The sequence below is a fragment of the Nostoc sp. FACHB-190 genome (assembly GCF_014696905.1).
Taxonomy (GTDB): domain Bacteria; phylum Cyanobacteriota; class Cyanobacteriia; order Cyanobacteriales; family Nostocaceae; genus Nostoc_B.
This window is the reverse complement of record NZ_JACJQW010000015.1, coordinates 28,331-49,789: the sequence shown is the minus strand read 5'-3', so window position 1 is coordinate 49,789 and position 21,459 is coordinate 28,331. Positions and strand designations below refer to the sequence as shown.

14 protein-coding genes are annotated in these 21,459 nt (G+C 41.4%); 5 read left to right on the top strand and 9 right to left on the bottom strand.

Annotation, left to right across the window (positions count from 1 at the left end):
* Positions 1-36: 36 nt before the first annotated feature.
* From H6G28_RS36885 to ctpB, 4 genes are all read right to left on the bottom strand, one after another.
* Positions 37-1,479, bottom strand: a complete 1,443-nt coding sequence (locus H6G28_RS36885) for a tetratricopeptide repeat protein (protein WP_242054606.1) — start codon at positions 1,477-1,479, stop codon at positions 37-39.
* The gene (locus H6G28_RS17295) at positions 1,436-2,791 is read right to left on the bottom strand and encodes a P-loop NTPase family protein (protein ID WP_242054605.1); all 1,356 of its coding nucleotides are present in this window, start codon (positions 2,789-2,791) and stop codon (positions 1,436-1,438) included. Before H6G28_RS17295 ends, H6G28_RS36885 begins: the two co-directional genes overlap by 44 nt.
* A gap of 689 nt (positions 2,792-3,480) precedes the next feature.
* Positions 3,481-4,449 (bottom strand): glycosyltransferase family 2 protein, encoded by a 969-nt coding sequence (locus H6G28_RS17290; RefSeq protein ID WP_190672611.1) that lies wholly within the window; start codon positions 4,447-4,449, stop codon positions 3,481-3,483.
* A gap of 133 nt (positions 4,450-4,582) precedes the next feature.
* On the bottom strand, positions 4,583-5,920 hold the full coding sequence (gene ctpB, locus H6G28_RS17285) for a carboxyl-terminal processing protease CtpB (protein WP_190672608.1): 1,338 nt from the start codon (positions 5,918-5,920) through the stop codon (positions 4,583-4,585).
* Between the two features lie 326 nt (positions 5,921-6,246).
* Between ctpB and H6G28_RS17280 the strand changes: the two genes are divergently transcribed.
* Positions 6,247-6,999 carry a YdcF family protein gene (locus tag H6G28_RS17280; protein ID WP_190672760.1) on the top strand — a complete coding sequence of 251 codons (753 nt, stop codon included), beginning with the start codon at positions 6,247-6,249 and terminating at the stop codon, positions 6,997-6,999.
* A gap of 309 nt (positions 7,000-7,308) precedes the next feature.
* On the opposite strand, the gene H6G28_RS17275 is transcribed toward H6G28_RS17280, so the two are convergent.
* Together H6G28_RS17275 and H6G28_RS17270 are read right to left on the bottom strand one after the other, a co-directional pair.
* Positions 7,309-8,655 carry a pentapeptide repeat-containing protein gene (locus tag H6G28_RS17275; RefSeq protein ID WP_190672605.1) on the bottom strand — a complete coding sequence of 449 codons (1,347 nt, stop codon included), beginning with the start codon at positions 8,653-8,655 and terminating at the stop codon, positions 7,309-7,311.
* Positions 8,656-8,902: 247 nt separating this feature from the next.
* A complete protein-coding gene (locus tag H6G28_RS17270; protein WP_190672602.1) occupies positions 8,903-9,532 on the bottom strand; it encodes a TetR/AcrR family transcriptional regulator in 630 nt (209 codons plus the stop codon).
* Between the two features lie 477 nt (positions 9,533-10,009).
* Here H6G28_RS17270 and H6G28_RS17265 point away from each other — a divergent pair, with 477 nt between their 5' ends.
* The gene (locus H6G28_RS17265) at positions 10,010-10,867 is read left to right on the top strand and encodes a tetratricopeptide repeat protein (protein ID WP_190590574.1); all 858 of its coding nucleotides are present in this window, start codon (positions 10,010-10,012) and stop codon (positions 10,865-10,867) included.
* A gap of 248 nt (positions 10,868-11,115) precedes the next feature.
* Here the strand turns inward: H6G28_RS17265 and H6G28_RS17260 are convergent, their stop codons facing one another.
* On the bottom strand, positions 11,116-11,514 hold the full coding sequence (locus tag H6G28_RS17260; RefSeq protein WP_190590538.1) for a response regulator: 399 nt from the start codon (positions 11,512-11,514) through the stop codon (positions 11,116-11,118).
* 227 nt (positions 11,515-11,741) lie between these two features.
* Here H6G28_RS17260 and gyrA point away from each other — a divergent pair, with 227 nt between their 5' ends.
* Positions 11,742-14,264, top strand: a complete 2,523-nt coding sequence (gyrA, locus tag H6G28_RS17255) for a DNA gyrase subunit A (protein ID WP_190672599.1) — start codon at positions 11,742-11,744, stop codon at positions 14,262-14,264.
* 510 nt (positions 14,265-14,774) lie between these two features.
* Complete coding sequence (locus tag H6G28_RS17250; protein ID WP_190590536.1) at positions 14,775-14,957, top strand: CAB/ELIP/HLIP family chlorophyll-binding protein; 183 nt, start codon at positions 14,775-14,777, stop codon at positions 14,955-14,957.
* Positions 14,958-15,199: 242 nt separating this feature from the next.
* Here H6G28_RS17250 and rpoD read toward each other — a convergent pair whose 3' ends face one another.
* On the bottom strand, positions 15,200-16,375 hold the full coding sequence (gene rpoD, locus H6G28_RS17245; protein ID WP_190590535.1) for an RNA polymerase sigma factor RpoD: 1,176 nt from the start codon (positions 16,373-16,375) through the stop codon (positions 15,200-15,202).
* Between the two features lie 1,863 nt (positions 16,376-18,238).
* Entirely contained in the window at positions 18,239-20,176 is a 1,938-nt protein-coding gene (gene gyrB / locus H6G28_RS17240) for a DNA topoisomerase (ATP-hydrolyzing) subunit B (RefSeq protein ID WP_190590534.1), read from the bottom strand.
* A gap of 356 nt (positions 20,177-20,532) precedes the next feature.
* On the opposite strand from gyrB, the gene miaA reads away from it, so the two are divergent.
* Complete coding sequence (gene miaA / locus H6G28_RS17235) at positions 20,533-21,426, top strand: tRNA (adenosine(37)-N6)-dimethylallyltransferase MiaA (protein ID WP_190672596.1); 894 nt, start codon at positions 20,533-20,535, stop codon at positions 21,424-21,426.
* Positions 21,427-21,459 lie beyond the last annotated feature (33 nt).

The window sequence follows — 21,459 nt, the reverse complement described above, 5'->3', positions numbered from 1 at the left end:
AGGAGAAGTATGCGCCTCTGCGTGAGACAAAAATCTTCAAGAATTACCCATCACCCTATCAAGACTCGCCCTCACACCTTCAGCATCCGGTGACTTCAATCGCTGCAAAATCTCTAAAGCTGGTTGCAAATAGGATATCGCTTTAGTGTATTCACCCTGCTGTTCTGCCAAATCTCCTAACCACCACAGAGTCATTGCTTTGCCTTGGACATTTCCAATGCGTTCTTGAATTTCCAAAGACTGATTGTAGAGTGCGATCGCTTGATCCACATCCCCTTTGTTGGCGTAGATACCTGCCAGTTGGTGCAACGTCGCCGCTTTGCCTTGGACATTTCCAATGCTTTCTTCAATTTCCAAAGACTGATTGTAGAGAGCGATCGCTTGATCCACTTCCCCTTTGTTGGCGTAGAGAATTGCCAGTTGGTGCAACGTTGCCGCTTTGCCTTGGACATTTCCAATGCGTTCTGTTATTTCCAAAGACTGATTGTAGAGTGCGATCGCTTGATCCACATCCCCTTTGTTGGCGTAGATACCTGCCAGTTGGTGCAACGTCGCCGCTTTGCCTTGGACATTGCCAATGCTTTCATCAATTTCAAGAACTTGATTGTAGAGAGCGATCGCTTGATCCACATCCCCTTTGTTGGCGTAGAGAATTGCCAGTTCATGCAGAACAATGGCTTTGATTCCTGCTAACTTTTCACCTTCATCAGTTAACTTCAAAGCTTTTTGCAAAAAATATTCTGCTTTCTGTACCTCACCAATACTCCTATAAGCTACCCCTAACTCCCTCAAAATATTGATGCGGGTACGTCCATTTGTTGATTGTTCCATTAGCAAGCGTTCAAGTAAATCAATCCGCTCTTGCCTTTCTGGTAAATCTAAACTTTCTAATATTCTCTCAGACTGAAGAGTTTTTTCAATAGCCGACTCTTGAGTAGACTGGACTGTTTTAAAATAAAATACTCCTTTTCTCCATGCCCAAAAATCTGGGGCATACTTTGCCAAACGTGTTAGTGCATGATCTGGCAAAAATATCAGTATAGGGTGAGGAACACTATCACTAAAAGCATCTCGCACAAAGTTCAAGTCTTGCAGTACAGGCGGATATTCCCCAGACAAGCCAATAGACTTTTCTAAACCGATAACAATTAAAACTAATTTTTTATCTGGTTCTAAATGAATTTCCTTTAAATCACGAACAATCTCATCCCTTAAAAAACGCAAATTAGGATCGGCACAATTGAGAATTTCAAACTGAATCTCATCACATTGAGGATGGTGTTTGAGGATTTCAATTAAATTATCTCTATCTTCAGCAAAATTCACAGCAACAAAACCAATCGTTAACTGCGTATCTGCAAAGTCAATAAAGGTCAACAATTCCGCTAATGACTGCTGATTGATTTCCACAAAAGTTTCTTTATCTAAATCCATTTCAGGGATTACTTGTGGCTGATTTAACTGCTTCTTGGAAAGCATCGATTTCCCTCACAACTGGATTAACATAATTCCAGCGATTTTTGCCGTTGTACTCAAAAACCCAAAGACTGAACAGCATTAACCTGCCGATATCATCTTTAGAAACATCCTTGTTGATATGTACCGCCGCCAAAGCAGAATAGTATTCTGTTGATATACTCCGCTCAAAATTAAACTGCTCTTGCTTAATCGCATAACTTATATCATCCGCAGTCACTTTTTCATGCCCACGAGTTGCGGCTGTAATCAATGCTTTTGATGTTATTTGCATCAATTGACGGATATGTCCACCACTTGCTTTTGCTAAATCTATTAATAGTTGACGCGATTCAAACACTGCGTCTACTTCAACTCTTTGTTCAATTAAACTCGTAATTGCTGTCATTCCATCATCATTATAATTTAGATCGGTTTTATCTTTGGCAAATTCATATATGTTCACCATCGGCACAATATTAGGCGTATCGAAAGTATTAGCCAAATTATTTTCCGAATAAACTATAGAAATTGGTGCTGTATAGATAATCGTACAATGTAGGCTTTGTAATTGAAATGCGTAATCACAAAACAAATGTTTAGCTACATTAGGAGGAACCCGATCTAAATTATCAAAAATAATTAAAAATCCTTTTTCATACTCCGGGTATTTAGATTTAAGCTTGACAAAAGCATCACCTAATAACAAATTTATATCAGCTTGTAAACGACCAATATCTTTTTGTAAATTCTGCCGAACCGTCTTTCTTTGTGTGTCAGCACCTTTAATTTGAGCTTGGATTTTACCCAAAAGCTTTGAAAGAAAGGGAATCTTGATACCTGCTTCTGCTTCCGCCTCGATACCAACTGACCTTTCAACTGTTTGTTCAGTTTCTTGAGTAATTTCTTTAAACCAAAACTCAAAATTATTTAAAAGTTTGGCATCAAAGTTTAATTGCGATTTGTATAAAACCTCAGCAACTTTTTTAATAATTACCAAATATAAATCTGTGTACTCTGCGTCTAATATATCTAATTCAGCGTCAGCTTCAATATAAATAACTTTATATTGAGATTCCCATTCTTGCTGAATTTTCCTTAATTCTGTACTTTTCCCGCATCCCCGATGTCCAGTAAATAAAAGGCTGCAAAATTCTGCTGGTTCCAGAAAATCCAAACGAGTTTTAATAGTATTAATTGCCTCTGTCTTGCGAACTTTTGATAAATCAACATAATAACGTTCAATATCTCTATTACTCACCAAAGGAGCTACATCACAAACACGAAAAGCAGCTTTGAGAGTATTAGCACGATTAAGGGGCAAAGAATTCATCATAGTTATTTATATAAATAAATTTATATATCCATATTTTACAGGAGCAGAATCTTAAAGCTTCTTGGTATTAGAGAACTTTTAGAAAGCACTGACGCTGATTGTCGGGGCTAAGTGCAAGATATGTGATTAGATTACCAACAGAATTGTATTGTGTCTCTTGCTCCTTGGCGAAGTGCGCTGCTGTGGCTGGTGCGTCTTCACCCTCAATTCCGAGATGTCATACCAATTCACAATTCGTAATGACCCTCGCAGGCTCGCTAAGGTAATTAACGCCGTGTGCAACTTTCTCTCAAACCTAACCCCCAACCCCTTCCCTACAAGGGAAGGGGAGCAAGATTCAAAGCCTCTCTCCGCTTGCCTAACGGCAGGCTAACGCCAACGGGGAGAGGTTTGGAGAGGGGTTTCAAGAATAAGTTGCACATCGCGTTAATTAAAAAACTTATACCATTTTGGATTTTAGATTTTAGATTTTGGATTGGGTAAGGGTTGATTGGTAAGCTTTTGAGCCATCCATTTGTCGCAATCATTTTTTAATTTGGTATTAGATGTAGCAAGGATTTTAGGGTTTACATCTGTGTCAGATTTCATGAAATGGTATAACAAGCAGTATTTTAAATAAAGGGACACCCATACAACTTGTCCGTGGAAAGGTTTAGCCACTTACTACAGCAAAAAATTGCCTTTGATTTTTACAACCAAGCAATCATCTTGGCATTCTCTGGTAATTTAGCGTTTTTCTGCCCAGCCGCGCGAGCTTGAATAACAAAGACACTAATAGGAGTATTCAATAAATCTACAAGAGAGGCTTTACCTGCGATCGCCTTCACCGTATTCTGCGGTACTTCCTTAAATATCCAACGTCCTAACCGATGTCCATATTCTGCCAGCGTCAATTCTGGCATCAGTTCTACCCCATGTAATTCATGCAAATAGCGATTTGAACGTCCATAACGTCGCCACTGACTAGCCAGTTCTTGAAGTGTAGAGCGATGGCGGTGCTGTACAGTTGCTTGGGGTGCAAACTCTAAACGCCCAAGATTTTGCCGCAAAATCCGCCAGCAGATGTCTGCATCACCACCAGTAGTTAAGTAAGGACGAAATAAGCCGGCTTTTTCTAAAGCGATACGGCGAATTGCTAAATTGGCAGTTTGTCCATAGGCGCAAAAGGGATGAGCTAATGTGTGCTTTTGCGATAAAACGTCCTGAAGTTCGGCGTATTGTTCTAATAAACTATTACCTGGAAGTGCTGTAATTTCGCCAGCAACAATTACCACATCAGAATTAACAAATGGTTGAATGAGTGATTCTAGCCACTGGGGTTGGGGATGACAATCAGCATCGGTAAAAGCAATAATTTCTCCGGTTGCAGCGCGAATTCCTGTATTTCTGGCAGCGTAGGAACTTTGAATTTGATTTTCGCTTAAAGCACTAATTTTAATTACTGAATTTGCCGCCGCTTCTTGGAGTAAAGCTAAGGTGCGATCGCTACTGTTATTGTCTACCAACAAGTATTCTACTCGGTCTTGGGGGTAGGTTTGCGCCGACAAACAAGCAATCAACGCTGATAAATCTGCTTCAGCATTATAAATAGGAACAACCACCGAAACCATTGGCAAAAATCTGGCGGCGGTGGTTGTATCAATTGACTGATGATTCATAAAAATTAGGGATTTTGGCAATTAGATTACTCATTATTATTCCCAATTCCCTAATTCTATGTAGATTTCATCAGGTAGTTTTTTTACTCCAGCAATTTAGATTAACAAACCCTCATACATGAACCTGAAATCACTAGAACTTCAAGGTTTCAGCACTCGCACTCACAGGCGGGATGTTTTGAATCACAGAAGACTGAGCAAAACTGTTACTAGACAAAGCTGCGATCGCTCTTGCATACTGTGGATCGCTAGAAGTGCCGATTAAACCGGGGTTAGATGCCAATTGACGCTCTTGTGCTTCCGTTAAATCAATCTTGATATCGGGAGTAATACCCTTATGGTTAATATCAGTTCCCAGTGGAGTGTAGTAATGAGCAATAGTCACCGCTAAACCAGAACCATCAGATAGTTCATGTACTGATTGGACTAAAGCCTTACCAAAGGTTTGACTACCAATAACTACGGCGCGTTTATTATCTTTGAGCGCCCCGGTCAAAATTTCGCTGGCACTAGCGGAGTTACCATCTACTAAAATTGCCAAGGGGAGTTTTGTTAAAGCAGTGCGATTTGCTCTGGTTTGTTCGCTGCTACCTTGACGGTCAACTGTGCGGACGATCGCACCATTATCCATCCACATCCGCGCAATCTCAATACTAGCTTGCAACAAACCACCAGGGTTGCCACGCAAATCTAAGACAAAAGCATCAACTTTCTTACCATTTAAATCTCGAATGGCTCGACGCATTTGATCGGCGGCGTGACCACTAAACTCTCTTAAGCGGATATAACCTACACGGCGATTACCTTCTTGCTTGAGGTTATAACTAACAGTCGGGACTTCAATGGTTGCTCTTGTCAGTTTCAAATCAAAAGCACCTTGTCCACTTCTTTCCAAGCGTAATGTGATTGGTGTACCTGCTTGACCACGAATTAGTTTAGAAGCATCATCCACCTTCAGCTTCACAGTGGGTTTTCCATCAATTGCTAATATTTCATCCCCAGCTTTAATCCCTGCTTTCAACGCTGGCGAATTCTCTATGGCTTCGACAACCGTCAGCCGTTGAGTTTTTTCGTTCACTTCCATCCGAATACCAATACCAGAGACTTCCCCAGAAGTTTGACTGGTGAGAGCTTCATACTGTTTAGGGTCCATAAATCTTGTATATGGATCGCCCAATCTTTGTAAAGCTTCGCGGATAGCGATGTAGGCTTCTTGTTTAGAAGCATAATCTTTACTTAATAAGCTCTGCCTAGTTGCTTGCCAATCTTGTTGATTAAAATTACCATCAACATACTCACGATTTACCAGTTGCCACACTTGGTCAACTAAGGCTTTGGGGCTATCTTGTAGGGCGGCACGAACGCAACGAGTCCAAGCAGGGCCGAATACGGACACGGTAGCGGTTGTGGCGATCGCTCCACCAATCATGGCCAGTTGGAGGGGCGAGTAACGTTTCGCAGATTGGTTCATGTATATTAGCTGGAATGGTTGTTTTGTTGAAAGTTTAGCAATCAGACTTTTCAGAGACTTTTAAGTTTTTATAATCTATTTTCAGTTAAGCTTTCTTCATTATTTTCCCCTCGGAATTATCTTGATAATTTTGCCTTACTTACCATTAGTGTCGTAGCCATACTTCTGCTAAATAACTTAGCAGTCTTATCGAGTCCTATACAAGTATTGTGACACTTTTAACCGTGTCATATTTACACCCTATATTAATTTTATAAGATAGCATTTTGTTGAATGGACTGCTGGCATTTTGGATATTATTTAACTTAGCTTTTTTTAGCTATGACATGAGACATAAATTTACTCGTATTTCATCAATTCTTGACCAAAGAAAAATCAGACAATGGTTGCAATTGTTACAAAAAATATTACGTACTTTATGCTTAATTTTGGGCTGCTGGCTAATTTTCATCACTATAACCTTAGTTCCGGCATCCTCCAAGCCAGTGGACGCTTTATTTGTCCTTGGTGGTAGCATTCGCCGTGAAATCTATGTTGCCCAACAAGCCAAAGAAAATCCCAAAATTCCAATTTTAATTTCTCGTGGTTCGCTCGACCCTTGTATAAAGCTGATTTTTGAAAGGGAAACAGCAGATTTAGAAAACGTGTGGTTAGAAAATTGCGCCAATTCCACCTTTGATAATTTCTATTACGGCATTCCGATTCTCAAACGCTGGAAAGTACATAAAGTTAAGTTAATTAGTTCACCAAGTCACTTTCCGAGAGCCAAATGGATGGCGCAGATCCTTTTAGGGGCGCATGGTATTTGGGTAGAACCAGAAGTCGTCAAGGAAAAAGGTCGTCCCGCAAATCAGGAATATTGGTGGAAAACAGTATTTGATATTACACGCAGTTTATTTTGGGCTGTGATCAGTCAATTTTTCCAACCACAATGCTCATCTGTCATTGAACTCACCGATGTAAATATGCAGTTTTGGCAACGCCAAGGTTTTGTCTGTGAACGACAAGGCGATTTGGGAGGCAGAGGGCGAGGAGGTATTGGGGGTGTAGGGGAAGGGGGGACAGGGGAGATAAGGTAGATAAGGGAGGAGATGAAGTTTGACTCAGTAAGTTGGTGCAATAAGAATAGGGAACAAAGATTGTCGGTGAAGAATGGGTGTAAGGGTTTGAGGGTGTGAGGGTTTTGAACACCTACACCCGCATTTCTCACAAGCTTCAGGCGTTTGATGGGGCAGAGGTGCGGAGGGGCAGGGGAGAGAGTACCTTCATTCTCCCCTGCTCCCCTGCACAGGCTTTGAAAGGTGTGGTGAGAAATCCGTGCTACACCCCTACGGAGAAGCCAAAAGATAGAGAATTTTTGACTTTTAACTTTTGACTTTTGACTTGATTTATCTCCCCAATAAGTTGGGAATACCTTCACAACCGCCGGGAATGGTGGCTCTAGTTGCTTCTCCACCCCAAGCACAGCAGTAGTAACGGTTAGTTTCAGAAATTCTTTGGGCGTTGGTGAAGTCGGCATTTTCAATAACAGCGCCTGTGTGTTCACCAGTTTCGTAGTTGGGTGGTTCTGAGCGGCTACGGGGTGAGGCTTTCTCTAGGGAGCCATAAAATAAACGTACTCCATTGAGGTCTGCGCCCCTAAGATTGGCATTATACAAAATGGTGCGCGAGAGGTTGGCTTTTACCAAGTCGCAATCACTCAGGTTGACACGGACTAAATTCGCTTCACTCAAGTCAGTCCAGCGTAAATCTGTTGCGGAAAGGTCGGCTGCGGCTAACATTACACCTAAGTCAATTACACGCACACCTTCTAGGCGGTCTTCTTCATAACCACCCATACCGTTGAGAATGGCTCGACCTAAGCGCCGATCGCGTTTTAAGGGTGTGAGTAGCTTAGAACGGGATAAAAAGCGGAGAATTTTGGCTTTACCACTACCATCAACACTACTAAAAATGGCTGCTGTGCGACCTTCTGCGATCGCTCTTTCTTGGGGCCAGTCCTCTAGTAAGCCTTCTTCATCTAACACCAAGTCAGAAACGCCCTGGAAATAAGAATCTATGGTCTGCTGTTGAGTAATGATATTTTGTTGAACTGTCAGCAAATTTTGTTGAATGGTCAGGTCTTTGGAAATTACATACTGTCGCCAAGCTACATAAACAGCAATAATGGCAATTAAAATTTGCCCCAATGCTCCAAACCATTCTGCTAATGTACCAGAAGCTTCCCAGTTGATTTTTTGCCCAAACATCAGTAAGCGATCGCCTGTACCAGAAAATTTGATCAAGCCTACCAATGCAGCGATTAATCCCAAAAAACCAACAAACAAGGTTCTGTCTTCTGGTGTAAACCATTCTTTGAGGACATATTGCAACCAAGGCAAGAGCATCGCTAGAGATAATACCAAAGTCACCAAGGTTCCCAAAATTCCAATTATCCAGTTATTGATGATCACTCCCAGCAAAGTCATAGCGATCGCTGCTACCGTGACGATTAATGCCCTGGGTTTAACTGTAAAGTGCGGAATAGAGCGTTGTAGTACCTGAGAACGGGCTTGCTGCATAACGGCATTATTTTGCGATGATTGCAAAGATGAAATCGCCGCTAAAGCTTGTTGTGCCGTCAGTGCTTCGGGATTGACATGATTATCCATCAAGCCATGATCGAAATCGTTTGGTTCCTCTTCGGTTAAAGGTTCTGGGTTTTGGGGTTTGGGTGAGTTTGATTCAATGGACATGCTTTCTATTCTGCCCCAGTAGACTCAGTTCAACAGCTGTTTTATGTTAACTGCTAACAGGTAGAATTCGGCACAGGGCGATCGCTAGTATAGTAATTTGGTGTGATTATCTGTGCAGGACGGGAGTTGGGAGTGGGAAGTGTGGGAGGATGGTAAAGAAATCTTTCCCCCCACACTCCCCACACTCCCCACACTCCTACACCCCTACACCCTTGATTTTCATCTCACCGCCTAAGCCCTATTTGGATTAAATCGGTGCAATCCCCAACCAAATTGCTTCTATCAAACCCTGTACAAATGAAAACTCTACTTTTGGTTGCTGTTTTAAATCAAAGTCTGGAATAGCTTCTGTTTGGCAATGATTTGGCGAGAAATGTAGTTGTTCTGAGAGGGCGTAGTTCATCAGAGTTCCTACTAAAATATGAGCAATTATTTTGGCATTAACTGGACGCAATCTACTGAGACTAATTTCTTGTTCTAGAAAATCAGTAAGTACTTTTACATCTTGTACTGGCCCTTGTTCTTTGGTCATACAATTTTCTGGAATGGCATTGCCACGAGAACGCAACATCATAAACCGGGGTAGGACTTCACTGTAAAATTCCAGAATTTGAAAACAGACCTGAATCAGATTTTCTTTGAGATTACCCTTGCCGCATAAGTTTTCCAATTCTTTCATCCACAAAGCCTTTTCTGGAAGCCCCATTGCCGCAAAAAACAATTCTTCTTTTGTAGAAAAACGCTTGAAAATTAAAGCCTCAGAAATACCAGCCAACTGAGCAATTTCGATTGTGGAACCACTAAAACCTTGCTGAAAGAAAACTTGGCGAGCAGCTTCTAAAATTTGCTGATTAGTAATTTTAGGTTTACGAGCCATACAGAAGTAACTACATACTGATGAATTTATGCTTGGTTCATGCTGATGTCAATACTGGGGAGATAGGGAATGGGGAGTAGGGAATAGGGAAGGGTGCATCCACTTTCAGCACATAGCCCTCAGACTGAAGTCTGGGCTGGGGTTATACAAACTAAACTCGCCTGCGCGGGTTTTTAGATAGTCCTCGAAGTGTGTTCACTGAGCGAACTTGTACTGAGCGCAGCCGAAGTAGCCGAAGTGCGGTCACTGAGCGAAGTCGAAGTGTGGACTTTGTTTGTGTGCAAGATAAACGGCGATTTCCAATCGTCTGGTGTTTCTCCCTAACCTTCACCACTCCCAACTCCCCACTCCCAACTCAATTAAGCTAAGGTGATGAATACAGCCATTGCTAACGACTGTAAACTTGGCCTGTCAGCTAAAGTGGAGATCGTTTAAGCTAACTGACAGATGATTCGATTTGTGGTAAGAGGCGGTAGTGTGCCTAAACACGTTGGTTTGATTTCATTTCTGGTTGCCTGTAGTTTGTTGAGTTTACCCCAAGTAGCTCATGCACAGGCACTCGTTCCCCATACCCTGCAACTAGATCCAGCAAAACTGGAGAAGCAAGGTTTGGCTTTAGCTCAAGAAGCAGCGCAACTCGCTCAGTTTCAGCAGATTGATTTAGCTTTACCAAGAGCGCGGTTGGCCAGCCAACTGGCTCCCAAAAATGATAAAGTTTGGTTGCTGTTGGGTGGTTTGCATTTACAAAATCGGGAATTTGAGCCGGCGCTTGCAGCTTTGAAAAAAGCACAATCGCTCAACCCTAAAAATGCCGATGTTTTTTTTGCGATGGGTTCGGCTAATTTTCAACAGAAACAGTATGATGCGGCAGTTACTAATTATCAAGCAGGTTTAAAGCTCAAACCCAATGACCCAGAAGCTTTGTTTGATTTAGGTAATGCCTACTATATGCTGGGTAAATTACCAGAGGCGATCGCCCAATATAATCAAGCTGTTGCCCAAAATAAAAAATTCTGGGCGGCAATTAATAACATTGGCTTAATTCAATACGAACAGGGTCAAACTGATGCTGCCATTAAGCAATGGCAAACGGCTATATCTATCGATAAGCAAGCGGCTGAACCTTTATTAGCTTTAGCAGTCGCACTATATACTAAAGGCGATCGTCAACAAAGTTTGACATTGGGAGAAAACGCTTTACGTATTGATCAGCGTTACGCTGATTTAGATTTTTTAAAAGAAAATCTTTGGGGTGAACGTTTACTAACTGATACTAAGAAATTTTTAGAACTGCCCCGCATTCAAGCAGCTCTACAGCAACAGCCAACGCAGTAAGGAGTGCTGAGTGCTGAGTTGAAAGTGCTGAGTCAAAAGACCGCTACGCGGTGTAGGGCATTTACCAAATATGATGGTTCTGATGATTAATCTCGACTCTTACTCAGCACTCAGCACTTTTTTCTCACTACTACTTGCGGAAAAACGTATCTTATAGTACACATATACTAGATAAAAGGAAAATATTCGCCCAAAAACACTGTGCTTTCGGGCGAATATTTTCACAGAGTCTAGTTAATTCCTAGCGGTCATGAATGGGGAAGCAGTGCCATGATTTGGTCAACAAATTGTTGGTGGTCAACAACAGGCTTAGAGATGTAACCGTCAGCGCCGCTTTGCTTGAGGAAGTTCTCGCGATCGCCTTCCATCGCGTGTGCAGTCACTAAAATGATCGGTAATTTGGCTGTTTGTGGATCAGCCTTTAACATTTGGGTAATTTTGATACCATCAACAGATTTACCTTGATAGACACTTCTAGACAAAGAAACATCCATTAAAATTAAGTCGGCGTTCCCAGACTGAGCAATTTGGATTACTTCTTCGACATTTTCGGTATGTTTTACATCTAGTCCACCGCGCTTAGTCAAAATTTTGGAAAAAACGCGAGCATTAATTAGATCGTCTTCAACAATTAAAACTGTTTTCATGAGAATTTTATTAATAGAGGTTAAGGGAAGAATGCACTGAGCAGCAAAGTTGTCTAGCTCTTTTTTAATCACTAATGTATGTTCCCGTCATCAAGGATAATACTACTGCCGTTTATCCTGTGGCTAACAAGATTGTGTTAGGAATGTCTTTTCATCCGTTATGCTGTGTTTGCTGCATTGTTCAGTTATAGAGATTTTTGTGTAGTTAACTTTCAGGGAAAAAACTCATGGCAAAACAGTTAAACCTTCTCTCAACGGGACAGGTAATTACAACAGCCTTGCACACCGAGATGCAAAGGTCTTATCTAGAATATGCCATGAGTGTGATTGTTGGGCGAGCTTTGCCAGATGTCCGCGATGGCTTAAAGCCTGTGCATCGGCGCATTTTATATGCCATGCACGAACTAGGTTTAACACCAGACAGACCGTATCGTAAATGTGCGCGTGTGGTGGGTGATGTACTAGGTAAATACCACCCCCACGGTGATCAAGCAGTTTATGATGCTTTGGTGAGGTTGGTGCAAGATTTTTCCAGCCGTTATCCTTTACTAGCAGGACATGGCAATTTTGGCAGCGTGGATAATGACCCACCAGCCGCCATGCGTTACACCGAAACTCGTTTAGCATCCATTAGCCATGAGGGGATGCTGACAGAAATCGGTGAAGAAACTGTAGAATTTATCGGCAACTTTGATAATTCCCAGCAAGAACCCACAGTATTACCTGCACAGTTACCCTTTTTGTTACTCAATGGTTGTGCGGGAATTGCTGTGGGTATGGCCACGAATATTCCGCCGCACAATTTGGGGGAAATTGTTGATGGCTTAATTGCTTTAATCGACCAGCCAGATTTAGCGGATGAAAAGTTATTAGAGTTAATTCCAGGGCCAGACTTTCCTACTGGTGGGGAAATTGTGGGTGATGCAGGCATTAGAGAAGCATACACCACAGGTAAAGGTGGAATTATCTTACGGGGTGTTGCCCAAATTGAAGAAGTTGCTGGCGGGAAGGGAACAAAGCGCCGGACAGCCATTGTAATTACGGAATTGCCTTATCAAGTGAATAAGGCTGGCTGGATTGAAAAGGTCGCAGAGTTAGTTAACCAAGGACGCTTGCAGGGTATTTCTGATATTCGTGATGAAAGCGATCGCGAAGGGATGCGGGTAGTCATTGAACTCAAACGTGATACAAATCCCCAAGAAGTATTGCAACATTTGTATCATCAAACTGCTTTACAAACTAATTTTGGGGCAATTTTACTGGCAATTGTCGAAGGACAACCCCGGCAATTAAGCCTGCGTCAATTGTTACAAGAGTTTCTCAATTTCCGAGAAGCAACCCTCAACCGTCGCTATAGTTACGAATTAGCTAAAGCTGAAAGTCGCTTGCATATAGTTGAGGGTTTACTCAAAGCCTTATCTCAAGTCGATGAAGTGATTAGCATTTTGCGCCAAGCTGCTGACGGTAGTACAGCCAAAATGAATTTGAGTAGCCAGTTAAATTTAAGTGAGACGCAAGCAGACGCAATTTTAGCTATGCCTTTGCGGCGCTTAACAAGTTTAGAACAACAGAATTTGCAGCAAGAATTTGAGCAACTCACTTCACAAATTGCCTTATTGCAAAACTTACTTAGCGATCGCCGGGAATTGTTAAAGTCACTGAAAAAAGATTTGCGATCGCTCAAGCGCAAGTATAATGATCCGCGACGTACTAAGCTAGGTCTCAGCGTAGCCGAGGAATTCCCAAAAAGCAAAACAGCAGAAGGTTCTAGAAGTCGTAAAACCGAAGAAACTGAAGAAAGTCCCGCCATCGAACAGCCTGCGGAAGACGCAATTCTGGAGTTTACCCAACGGGGTTATGTCCGTCGCCTAGCCACCACTGGGAAAAAATCAAAAGTAGAAAATGGTCTACCAGACAATGATTTCCTCATCCAAACGGAATTAACCGATACAAACCAAGATTTACTCATTCTGACCAGTGGTGGCAAAGTTTATCCTGTGCGAGTCGGCGACATTCCCTTAACTACGGGTCGTTCTCCACGGGGAACACCATTAATTACCACACTCACCACTACAGCCCAAGGCAGTCAAGAACCTGTTGTCAGCCGCTTTTTATTACCAGCAGATTTCGACTCCAAGCAAATGATTCTCCTGACAAAACAAGGCAGAATCAAGCGGTTATCTTTGGCAGAATTTACTAACCTGACTCGTCGCGGAATCACAATTGTCAAACTCAAAGACGATGATGAATTGTTATTTACTCAGTTCACCACCACAGGAGAACATTTAATTTTAGCTAGTTCCGGTGGGCGATTATTGCGGTTTGCTGTCAATGACGAACAGTTAACCGTTATGGGTAGAACCGCGATGGGTTTGCAAGCCTTTCGACTGTTGCGAAATCAGCAGATGGTTGGCTGTGCAACTGTGGGTAAAGATGACCAATTGCTGTTAGTGACTCAACAAGGATACGCCAAGCGAATGCCCGCAAGTCAATTAAGAGCAGCGAACCGTGGCGATTTAGGTACACAAGCACTGAAGTTTGCGAGTAAAACCGACAACTTAGCCAGTATGCTGAAGGCAACTACCCCAGAAGTCGCACTCATCACCAATAAAGAGCGTGTAGTCCGGCTAACTGTAGATACAGTCCCGGTTTTGACTAGAGATACAACAGGCGAAAGCATTCTGCAACTCAATCGAGATGAGAAAATTATTGCTGTTGTTGATGTGCGCTCTCATCTGGTTCAGTCTTGATTCGTAAGAATTCAGTAGTCAAAATATAGGAAAAATCAGAAAAAATTATTGAAGAAGAACTCAGCAGTCAGAATTCACAAATCAGAACAAGAGTGTGTAGCGGATTTATGATTGCGGAACTCCCATAGCAGTGCTAAATCATTCGTGAAATTTCCTTTCTTTTCCTTCCTCTCTTTCTTTGTGTCCTTTGCGTCCTTTGCGGTTCGTTAAAAAGAATACTTTTTCACAACTCAGATAGGATTGCTATATCAAATTTACAGATTAATGATCAACCGGAAGAGAGATTTTTCCGGTTATTTGTTTTGTTAACTAATACATAATCTGCCCCATACCTTCATTGTTTATCAGAGCAAACAGTTTTTTGTCTCTACACAATTTATTGGTATGAGAATAGTTCGGTGCGATCGCACTTTGGTGAATATCAACAAATGTTGCATTTCTTAAAAAAGTTGTTATATTAGTTTACATAAGGCAATAAATCTTGAGTAAATCCAGTTTGGAGTTTTAACAATGACTAACACAACCACAAAAATCACCGCTCCTGTAGTTGAAGATCGTAATGCTTGGCGTTGGGGTTTTACTCCACAAGCAGAAATTTGGAATGGTCGTTTAGCAATGATTGGCTTTTTAGCTGCGGTGTTGATTGAATTATTTTCTGGTCAAGGCTTCCTACATTTCTGGGGAATTCTTTAAGTTTTAAGTAACGAACTCACTTTTTTAAGAATATGAAAAATAAAAACCTGGTAGCAATTAACTACCAGGTTGTTTATTCTTGTTATTTGTCCTTAGTCAATAGTCATTTGTTAGAAACTGATGACTATTAATTGTTGAATCTCCAAATTTGAGATTTTAAATTTTGGACTTTGGATTATTAGTTCAGACCCCTTTCCTTGGAGTTGGAGTAAATCTAAAATCCAAAATCTAAAATTGGTTGACTACCGAATATATTCCTTGAGGACACTATTACGGTTGGGGTGGCGTAATTTGCGGAGGGCTTTGGCTTCAATTTGACGAATACGTTCGCGGGTAACGTTGAAAATTTGGCCAATTTCTTCCAGGGTTTTCATCCGTCCATCATCCAAGCCGTAACGCAGTCTAAGAACATCGCGTTCGCGGGGGCTGAGGCTATCCAGAACTTTTTCTAAATCTTCCCGCAACAAGTTCTTAGAAACTTGATCTTCTGGGGTTTCACCATCAGATTCAATAAAATCACCCAAGCGAGAATCTTCTTCTTTACCAATGGGGGTTTCTAAGGAAATTGGTAGCTGTGCAGATTTAGCAATAAAGCGCAGTTTCTCGATGGTCATTTCCATCCGAGTCGCAATTTCTTCTTCTGTAGGTTTGCGACCCATTTCTTGAGAAAGTAGCTTGGTGGTTTTCTTAATCCGGGATATAGTTTCGTAAAGGTGAACTGGTAGGCGGATAGTCCGAGATTGATCAGCGATCGCTCTGGTGATGGCCTGACGAATCCACCATGTAGCGTAGGTGGAGAATTTATAACCTTTTTCGTGGTCGAATTTTTCCGCCGCACGAATCAAACCAAGGCTACCTTCTTGAATTAAGTCTTGGAATGATAAACCACGGTTCATGTATTTCTTCGCAATCGAAACCACCAACCGGAGGTTTGACTGCACCATTTTATCTTTTGCTCTCCGGCCAATGTGCAGACGATAACGAAAAGCTGGCAACGGCAATTGTACTGCTTCTGCCCATTCACTATCACGGGGATCGCGATCTAACTGTTCTGAGAGTCTTTCTCTGACTCTTTCTAATTCCAGTAAATCGGCGATTTTCCGTGCTAATTCAATTTCTTCATCAGCCCGCAATAAGCGAATTCGCCCAATTTCTTGCAAGTAAAGACGAATTGAATCTTCGGTGTAATGCTTTTTCTTGCTTTGTGTGCGACGACGCGATTTAGCGGCTTTTCCAGACTTTGCGTCGTCCTCATCAGACTGAGGCTCTAAAAATTCATCCATGTCGCCGTCATCAACGAGAAGCAAGTCATCCTCTTCTTCGATCAGGAGGTCTTCTAACTCCTCGAAATCAGGCTGATTTATTATTTCTAGGTCAGGCTGATAATTGCTTTCGAGTACGTTGTTAGCCTGGTTCATGCCGCGTTCCTCATGCTCCTTGCAGAATCAATTACTTCAATTACTCAAGATGTATTTAGCACTCTTTTGGCGAGGGCTATTTAACAACCGAAAAATCGGGTTTTAGGCTGTTTTCCCTGAAAACTTTTCGGTGGTTTTACTCCATTTTGGAGGAGTTATTTATTGAAGTGTGAAAAGTCGCGTTGACTGCTGACTTACTCACTTTATTAATAGTCGCGTGTTGCTGTCGCACACAACTTTTAACTTGTTTGTTTAAAACAGGACTTGTCTTTGTGTTGCTCAAAAATTCACCACTTCATATAAACAATTATGATTGCTGGCATATTTTCTTACAAAGACTGTTCCGATTGTAGCCTGTTTCACAAAAATTGCACTCTTTTTGTGTGTTAATCATGAAGTCATTAAGTAAGTTAAAGCCACTATTATCAAAAAGATATAAGAAAGGCTAGGTATTCCCTTAAATTTTCTTTAAACCTTTTTGGAATTACAGTGGACTCATCTTTACATTCAAAGGAAATTACTCTCACCTTCACACAATTTTAGGTATTAACTACAACATTAATTACCGAGAAACAGTGTGTTTTATATTAACTTAGGCAAGAAGTCTTGAGAGGCATATTTTTACATTTCCTTTATAAATGACTCATCCCAAACAGTTATGCAGTCATGCTAGATAAAGCAGTCATAAAGATGCTGCTAATATCAAGACACTAAACTTTGGTTGATGCCAGTTACCTTAACTGAGGAGTTGAGAGTAAGGCAGAATCTGCCAGATGGCGTTCAATAAAGTTTTAACTGAGTTGGTCTTATTCACACATTAGCGCACAGATGAGATTTCAACCCTATGAATCTTGACAAACTGCTCCTATTGTATACAAGGATATTTTAATCAATTTATAAAGAATTTGACAGTTGCTAATTTAGATATTTATCTGTTCACGGCAAAAGTTTATTGGATACAGACAAATTAGCTATGTTAGCAAGACAACATCAAGATGTTTGCATGTACTATATTCCACAAATTTTTGCCGCTAGTAACTGGTAAGTTGAACATAGGTGAAGTTAGCGCCTTGGTGGAGAATCTAGTTAGTTAATTTTGCTCACGTACGCATATGTTAAATATACTACTGGTTTATGAAGAAAATGATGACTTTGTGTAATCTTCAACATCCTTAAACACTTAACCAATTTTGTTGGTATACAAGATGAAGCTTCGCACCTTAAGGATAACAAATGCTTTTCCGGCTAGAAGGAAATTTGACTACACAAATTCTTGATTAGGGATTTTGAATTTTGGCTAAATGCCAATGAAGTTGGGATTTAGGTATTAATCCCACTTGACCACTAACTTGACAAAAAAAACTTTTTATGCACTTTTATGACAAAAAGAAAACTAATAACCTTATTAATTAATAATTATGTATTTTATCAAACAACTTTTAGAACCAGGAAATAATACTTATCACAAATTTACGTAGGGATAGAGGCTAGAGGCTAGAGGTTAGGGGCTAGGGGATAGAGGCTAGAGGTTAAAACTCTCTAATGGCCTGCTTTTGGTCGTCGGGTCGAGGTGCTACCTCCGGTTCTGTCTTAATGATAAGTCTTTCCGCAACACGATATAATCCAATAAAGTTCAGTTAAGAGAATAGTAGGTTGGGTGTAGCGATCGCGGAACCCAACAAAGTATGCGTGAATGTTGGGTTCCGTTCCTCCACCCAACCTACACCAGTCTAAGTTGTTGCCTTAACTGAACTGTATTGGGATATCGTCAGCCAGAATCTGATCGGACATAAAAAAAGGTAATGAGCGATCGCCCATTACCTACCATTACTGCACATCAGGATAATTGATATTAGCTTGATATTATATATCAAGTTCTGCTAAATTGAGTTTAGAACCGTAAGTTTCGATAAACTCGCGTCGAGGTGCAACGCGATCGCCCATTAAAATGGTAAAAATGCGATCAGCTTCGGCAGCGTCTTCAATTTCAACTTGCTTGAGGGTGCGGGTTTCTGGGTTCATTGTGGTTGTCCAGAGTTGTTCGGGCATCATTTCACCCAAACCTTTGAAGCGTTGAATGGTATAGTTCGCATTAGCCGGGAACTTGGCAATTGCTTGTTGTAGTTCTCGTTCGCTATAGCAATACTCGTGATTTTTGCCGCGTTCTACTTTATATAAAGGAGGACAAGCGATATATATGAAACCTTGCTCAATGAGCGATCGCTGGTATCTGTAGAAGAATGTTAACAGCAATGTGCGGATGTGCGCCCCGTCTACGTCCGCGTCGGTCATGATAATAATGCGGTGATAGCGCAGCTGGGTAGAGTCGAATTCTTCACCTTTTACGCCTAAACCCAAGGCTGTGATTAGTGCCTGAATTTCGTTGTTTTTATAGATTTTAGAATCGTCAGTTTTTTCGATGTTCAGGATTTTACCACGCAGGGGGAGGATGGCTTGAGTGCGGCGATCGCGTCCTTGTTTGGCGCTACCACCCGCAGAATCACCTTCCACAATATAAATTTCAGATTCGCTAGGATCGCGGGAGCTACAATCTGCTAATTTACCAGGTAATGGCGAGGATTCCAGTACAGATTTACGCCGTACTAACTCCCGTGCGTGGCGTGCGGCTTCTGCGGCTTTAAAAGCTTGGATGGCTTTATCTAAAATAGAGTCTGCTATCCCCGGATGAAATTCGAGGTATTCCGTGAGAACTTCGCCTACCAAAGAATCAACAATCCCGCGCACTTCAGTGTTACCAAGTTTGGTTTTGGTTTGTCCTTCAAATTCAGGATCAGGGACTTTGACAGAAATGACTGCGGTTAAACCTTCACGGACGTGTTCACCACTGAGGTTGGGTTCATTTTCTTTGATTTTATTTCGTTTACGGGCGATCGCATTTAAGGTTCTCGTTAAAACTGCCTTTAAACCTTCTAAATGCGTCCCGCCATCAACGGTGCGGATATTATTAGCAAAACCTAGAACGTTGTCTGTGTAAGCATCAGTACACCACTGCAACGCCACCTCGATTTGAACGTTACTGCGTTCTCCCTGGACATAAATAATTTCTTCATGGAGTGGCTGCTTCTCCCGGTTCAGGTAAGCGATATATTCTTTAATCCCACCCTTGTATTCATAAGTTTCGACCTTGGGTGTATCGCTTTTGAGAATTTCTAAACGATTGTCTGTGAAAGTAATCTTCACCCCAGCATTCAGATAAGCCAATTCTCGCAGACGGCCTGCTAGGGTGATGTAATCAAACTCAATACCAGTAGTAAAAATTTGAATATCGGGTTTGAAAGTTACAGAAGTCCCAGTTCGCGCTTCTTTATATGGCTTCGCTACCAATTCAGTCACTGGTACACCCCGTTCATAGCGTTGGGTGTGAACCTTTTTATCGCGCCAGACTGTAACTTCTACAACTTCAGACAAGGCATTTACTACAGAAATCCCAACCCCGTGCAATCCTCCAGAAACTTTGTAGCCGCCACCGCCAAACTTACCGCCAGCGTGCAGCACTGTCATTACGGTTTCCAAAGCCGATTTTCCAGTCCGCGAATGAGTATCAGTAGGAATACCCCGACCGTCATCTGTTACAGTCAAAGAACCATCCGCATTAATCTCTATCTCTATATGCGTGCAGTATCCTGCTAATGCTTCATCAACAGAGTTATCTACCACCTCATAAACTAAATGGTGGAGTCCTCGCGGCCCGGTAGAACCAATGTACATCCCCGGTCGTTTGCGGACGGCTTCCAGACCTTCCAGAACTTGAATCTGATCGGCACTGTAACTGCTCGTCATGAAAATTCTCCTGATGCGTGGGGTTGAAATCGCCAAAAGGCTGAAAAAGTAAAAACACACCAAAATTTTAACACAAAAGCCTTAGTGACGACTGTAGGGCATTTTTGTGAGAAGTTTATCTAGGGGATGTATCCCCATAAGTTTTCCCGATAGATAATCTAATTTTTTCCGAAATCACTTCTTTCAGCACTTATGGACACAGAGCATTTTTAAAGATGACTTTATAAAACCTCAATAAAAATACTTCTTTGAGAGGTTAACATGGTTCTCAACTATTGAGAATATAGTACAAATATACCATTGTTGGAGAGTAACGAACTATTGACTATTGACCAATGACAATTGACCATTAATCAATGACTAAATTAATTGTGATTTGTGGTGCGACTGCCACAGGTAAATCTGGTTTAGGTTTAACTTTAGCGCAAAGATTGGGTTCTGTGATTCTCAGTGCAGACTCCCGTCAGGTTTACCGAGAGTTTAACATTGGCACAGCTAAACCAACGTTAGCAGAACAAAAATTAGTGCCACATTATTTAATAGATATCTGCGAACCAACAGAAACAATGACGGTAGCAGATTATCAAGAACAAGCACAGGCTTTGATTGCGTCTTTTAGTGTTGAGCCAATTTTATTGGTGGGTGGAACTGGTTTATATATTCGTTCCATTGTGCAGGGGATGAAAATTCCCAGAGTCGCGCCTGATTATGAATTGCGATCGCAGTTAGAATCTCTCGGTCAAAATCAACTTTATAGTATGTTGCAACAAGTTGATCCCACCGCCGCACAAAAAATTCATCCCAATGATCCCGTTCGGACTCTACGCGCATTAGAAGTATTTTATATAACAGGAAATCCCATATCTGAACAACAAGGTGAAAACCCGCCAGATTACCCGATTTTGCAGATTGGTTTAGATTGTGATGTGGAAAGATTAGACACACGCATTCACAAGCGGACTGAACAAATGATTGCCGATGGTTTAGTGGCTGAAGTGGAATATTTATGTCAAAAATATGGTGCTGATTTATCATTGTTAAACACTTTGGGATATCAAGAAATCAAGCAATATTTATCGGGTGAGATTACTTTAAATACAGCACAAGAATTAACAGTTTTGCATACAAGACAATTTGCCAAACGCCAGCGTACTTGGTTTAGAGCATATCCGCAAATTAAGTGGTTTAATGCAGATGATGTTGATTTGATAGAGAAAGTTTGGCTGCATGTGAATGAGTTTGTGAATTAAAAAGCTTATACCAGTAAATTGCCTACAACTGCT

What these genes read in the sequence shown, in the direction of transcription:
- H6G28_RS36885 (WP_242054606.1), bottom strand. Translation starts at nt 1,479, where the DNA reads ATGCTTTCCAAGAAGCAGTTAAATCAGCCACAAGTAATCCCTGAAATG.
- H6G28_RS17275 (WP_190672605.1), bottom strand. Translation starts at nt 8,655, where the DNA reads ATGTCCATTGAATCAAACTCACCCAAACCCCAAAACCCAGAACCTTTA.
- H6G28_RS17270 (WP_190672602.1), bottom strand. Translation starts at nt 9,532, where the DNA reads ATGGCTCGTAAACCTAAAATTACTAATCAGCAAATTTTAGAAGCTGCT.
- H6G28_RS17295 (WP_242054605.1), bottom strand. Translation starts at nt 2,791, where the DNA reads ATGATGAATTCTTTGCCCCTTAATCGTGCTAATACTCTCAAAGCTGCT.
- H6G28_RS17250 (WP_190590536.1), top strand. Translation starts at nt 14,775, where the DNA reads ATGACTAACACAACCACAAAAATCACCGCTCCTGTAGTTGAAGATCGT.
- ctpB (WP_190672608.1), bottom strand. Translation starts at nt 5,920, where the DNA reads ATGAACCAATCTGCGAAACGTTACTCGCCCCTCCAACTGGCCATGATT.
- gyrB (WP_190590534.1), bottom strand. Translation starts at nt 20,176, where the DNA reads ATGACGAGCAGTTACAGTGCCGATCAGATTCAAGTTCTGGAAGGTCTG.
- H6G28_RS17290 (WP_190672611.1), bottom strand. Translation starts at nt 4,449, where the DNA reads ATGAATCATCAGTCAATTGATACAACCACCGCCGCCAGATTTTTGCCA.
- H6G28_RS17280 (WP_190672760.1), top strand. Translation starts at nt 6,247, where the DNA reads ATGAGACATAAATTTACTCGTATTTCATCAATTCTTGACCAAAGAAAA.
- H6G28_RS17260 (WP_190590538.1), bottom strand. Translation starts at nt 11,514, where the DNA reads ATGAAAACAGTTTTAATTGTTGAAGACGATCTAATTAATGCTCGCGTT.
- gyrA (WP_190672599.1), top strand. Translation starts at nt 11,742, where the DNA reads ATGGCAAAACAGTTAAACCTTCTCTCAACGGGACAGGTAATTACAACA.
- miaA (WP_190672596.1), top strand. Translation starts at nt 20,533, where the DNA reads ATGACTAAATTAATTGTGATTTGTGGTGCGACTGCCACAGGTAAATCT.
- rpoD (WP_190590535.1), bottom strand. Translation starts at nt 16,375, where the DNA reads ATGAACCAGGCTAACAACGTACTCGAAAGCAATTATCAGCCTGACCTA.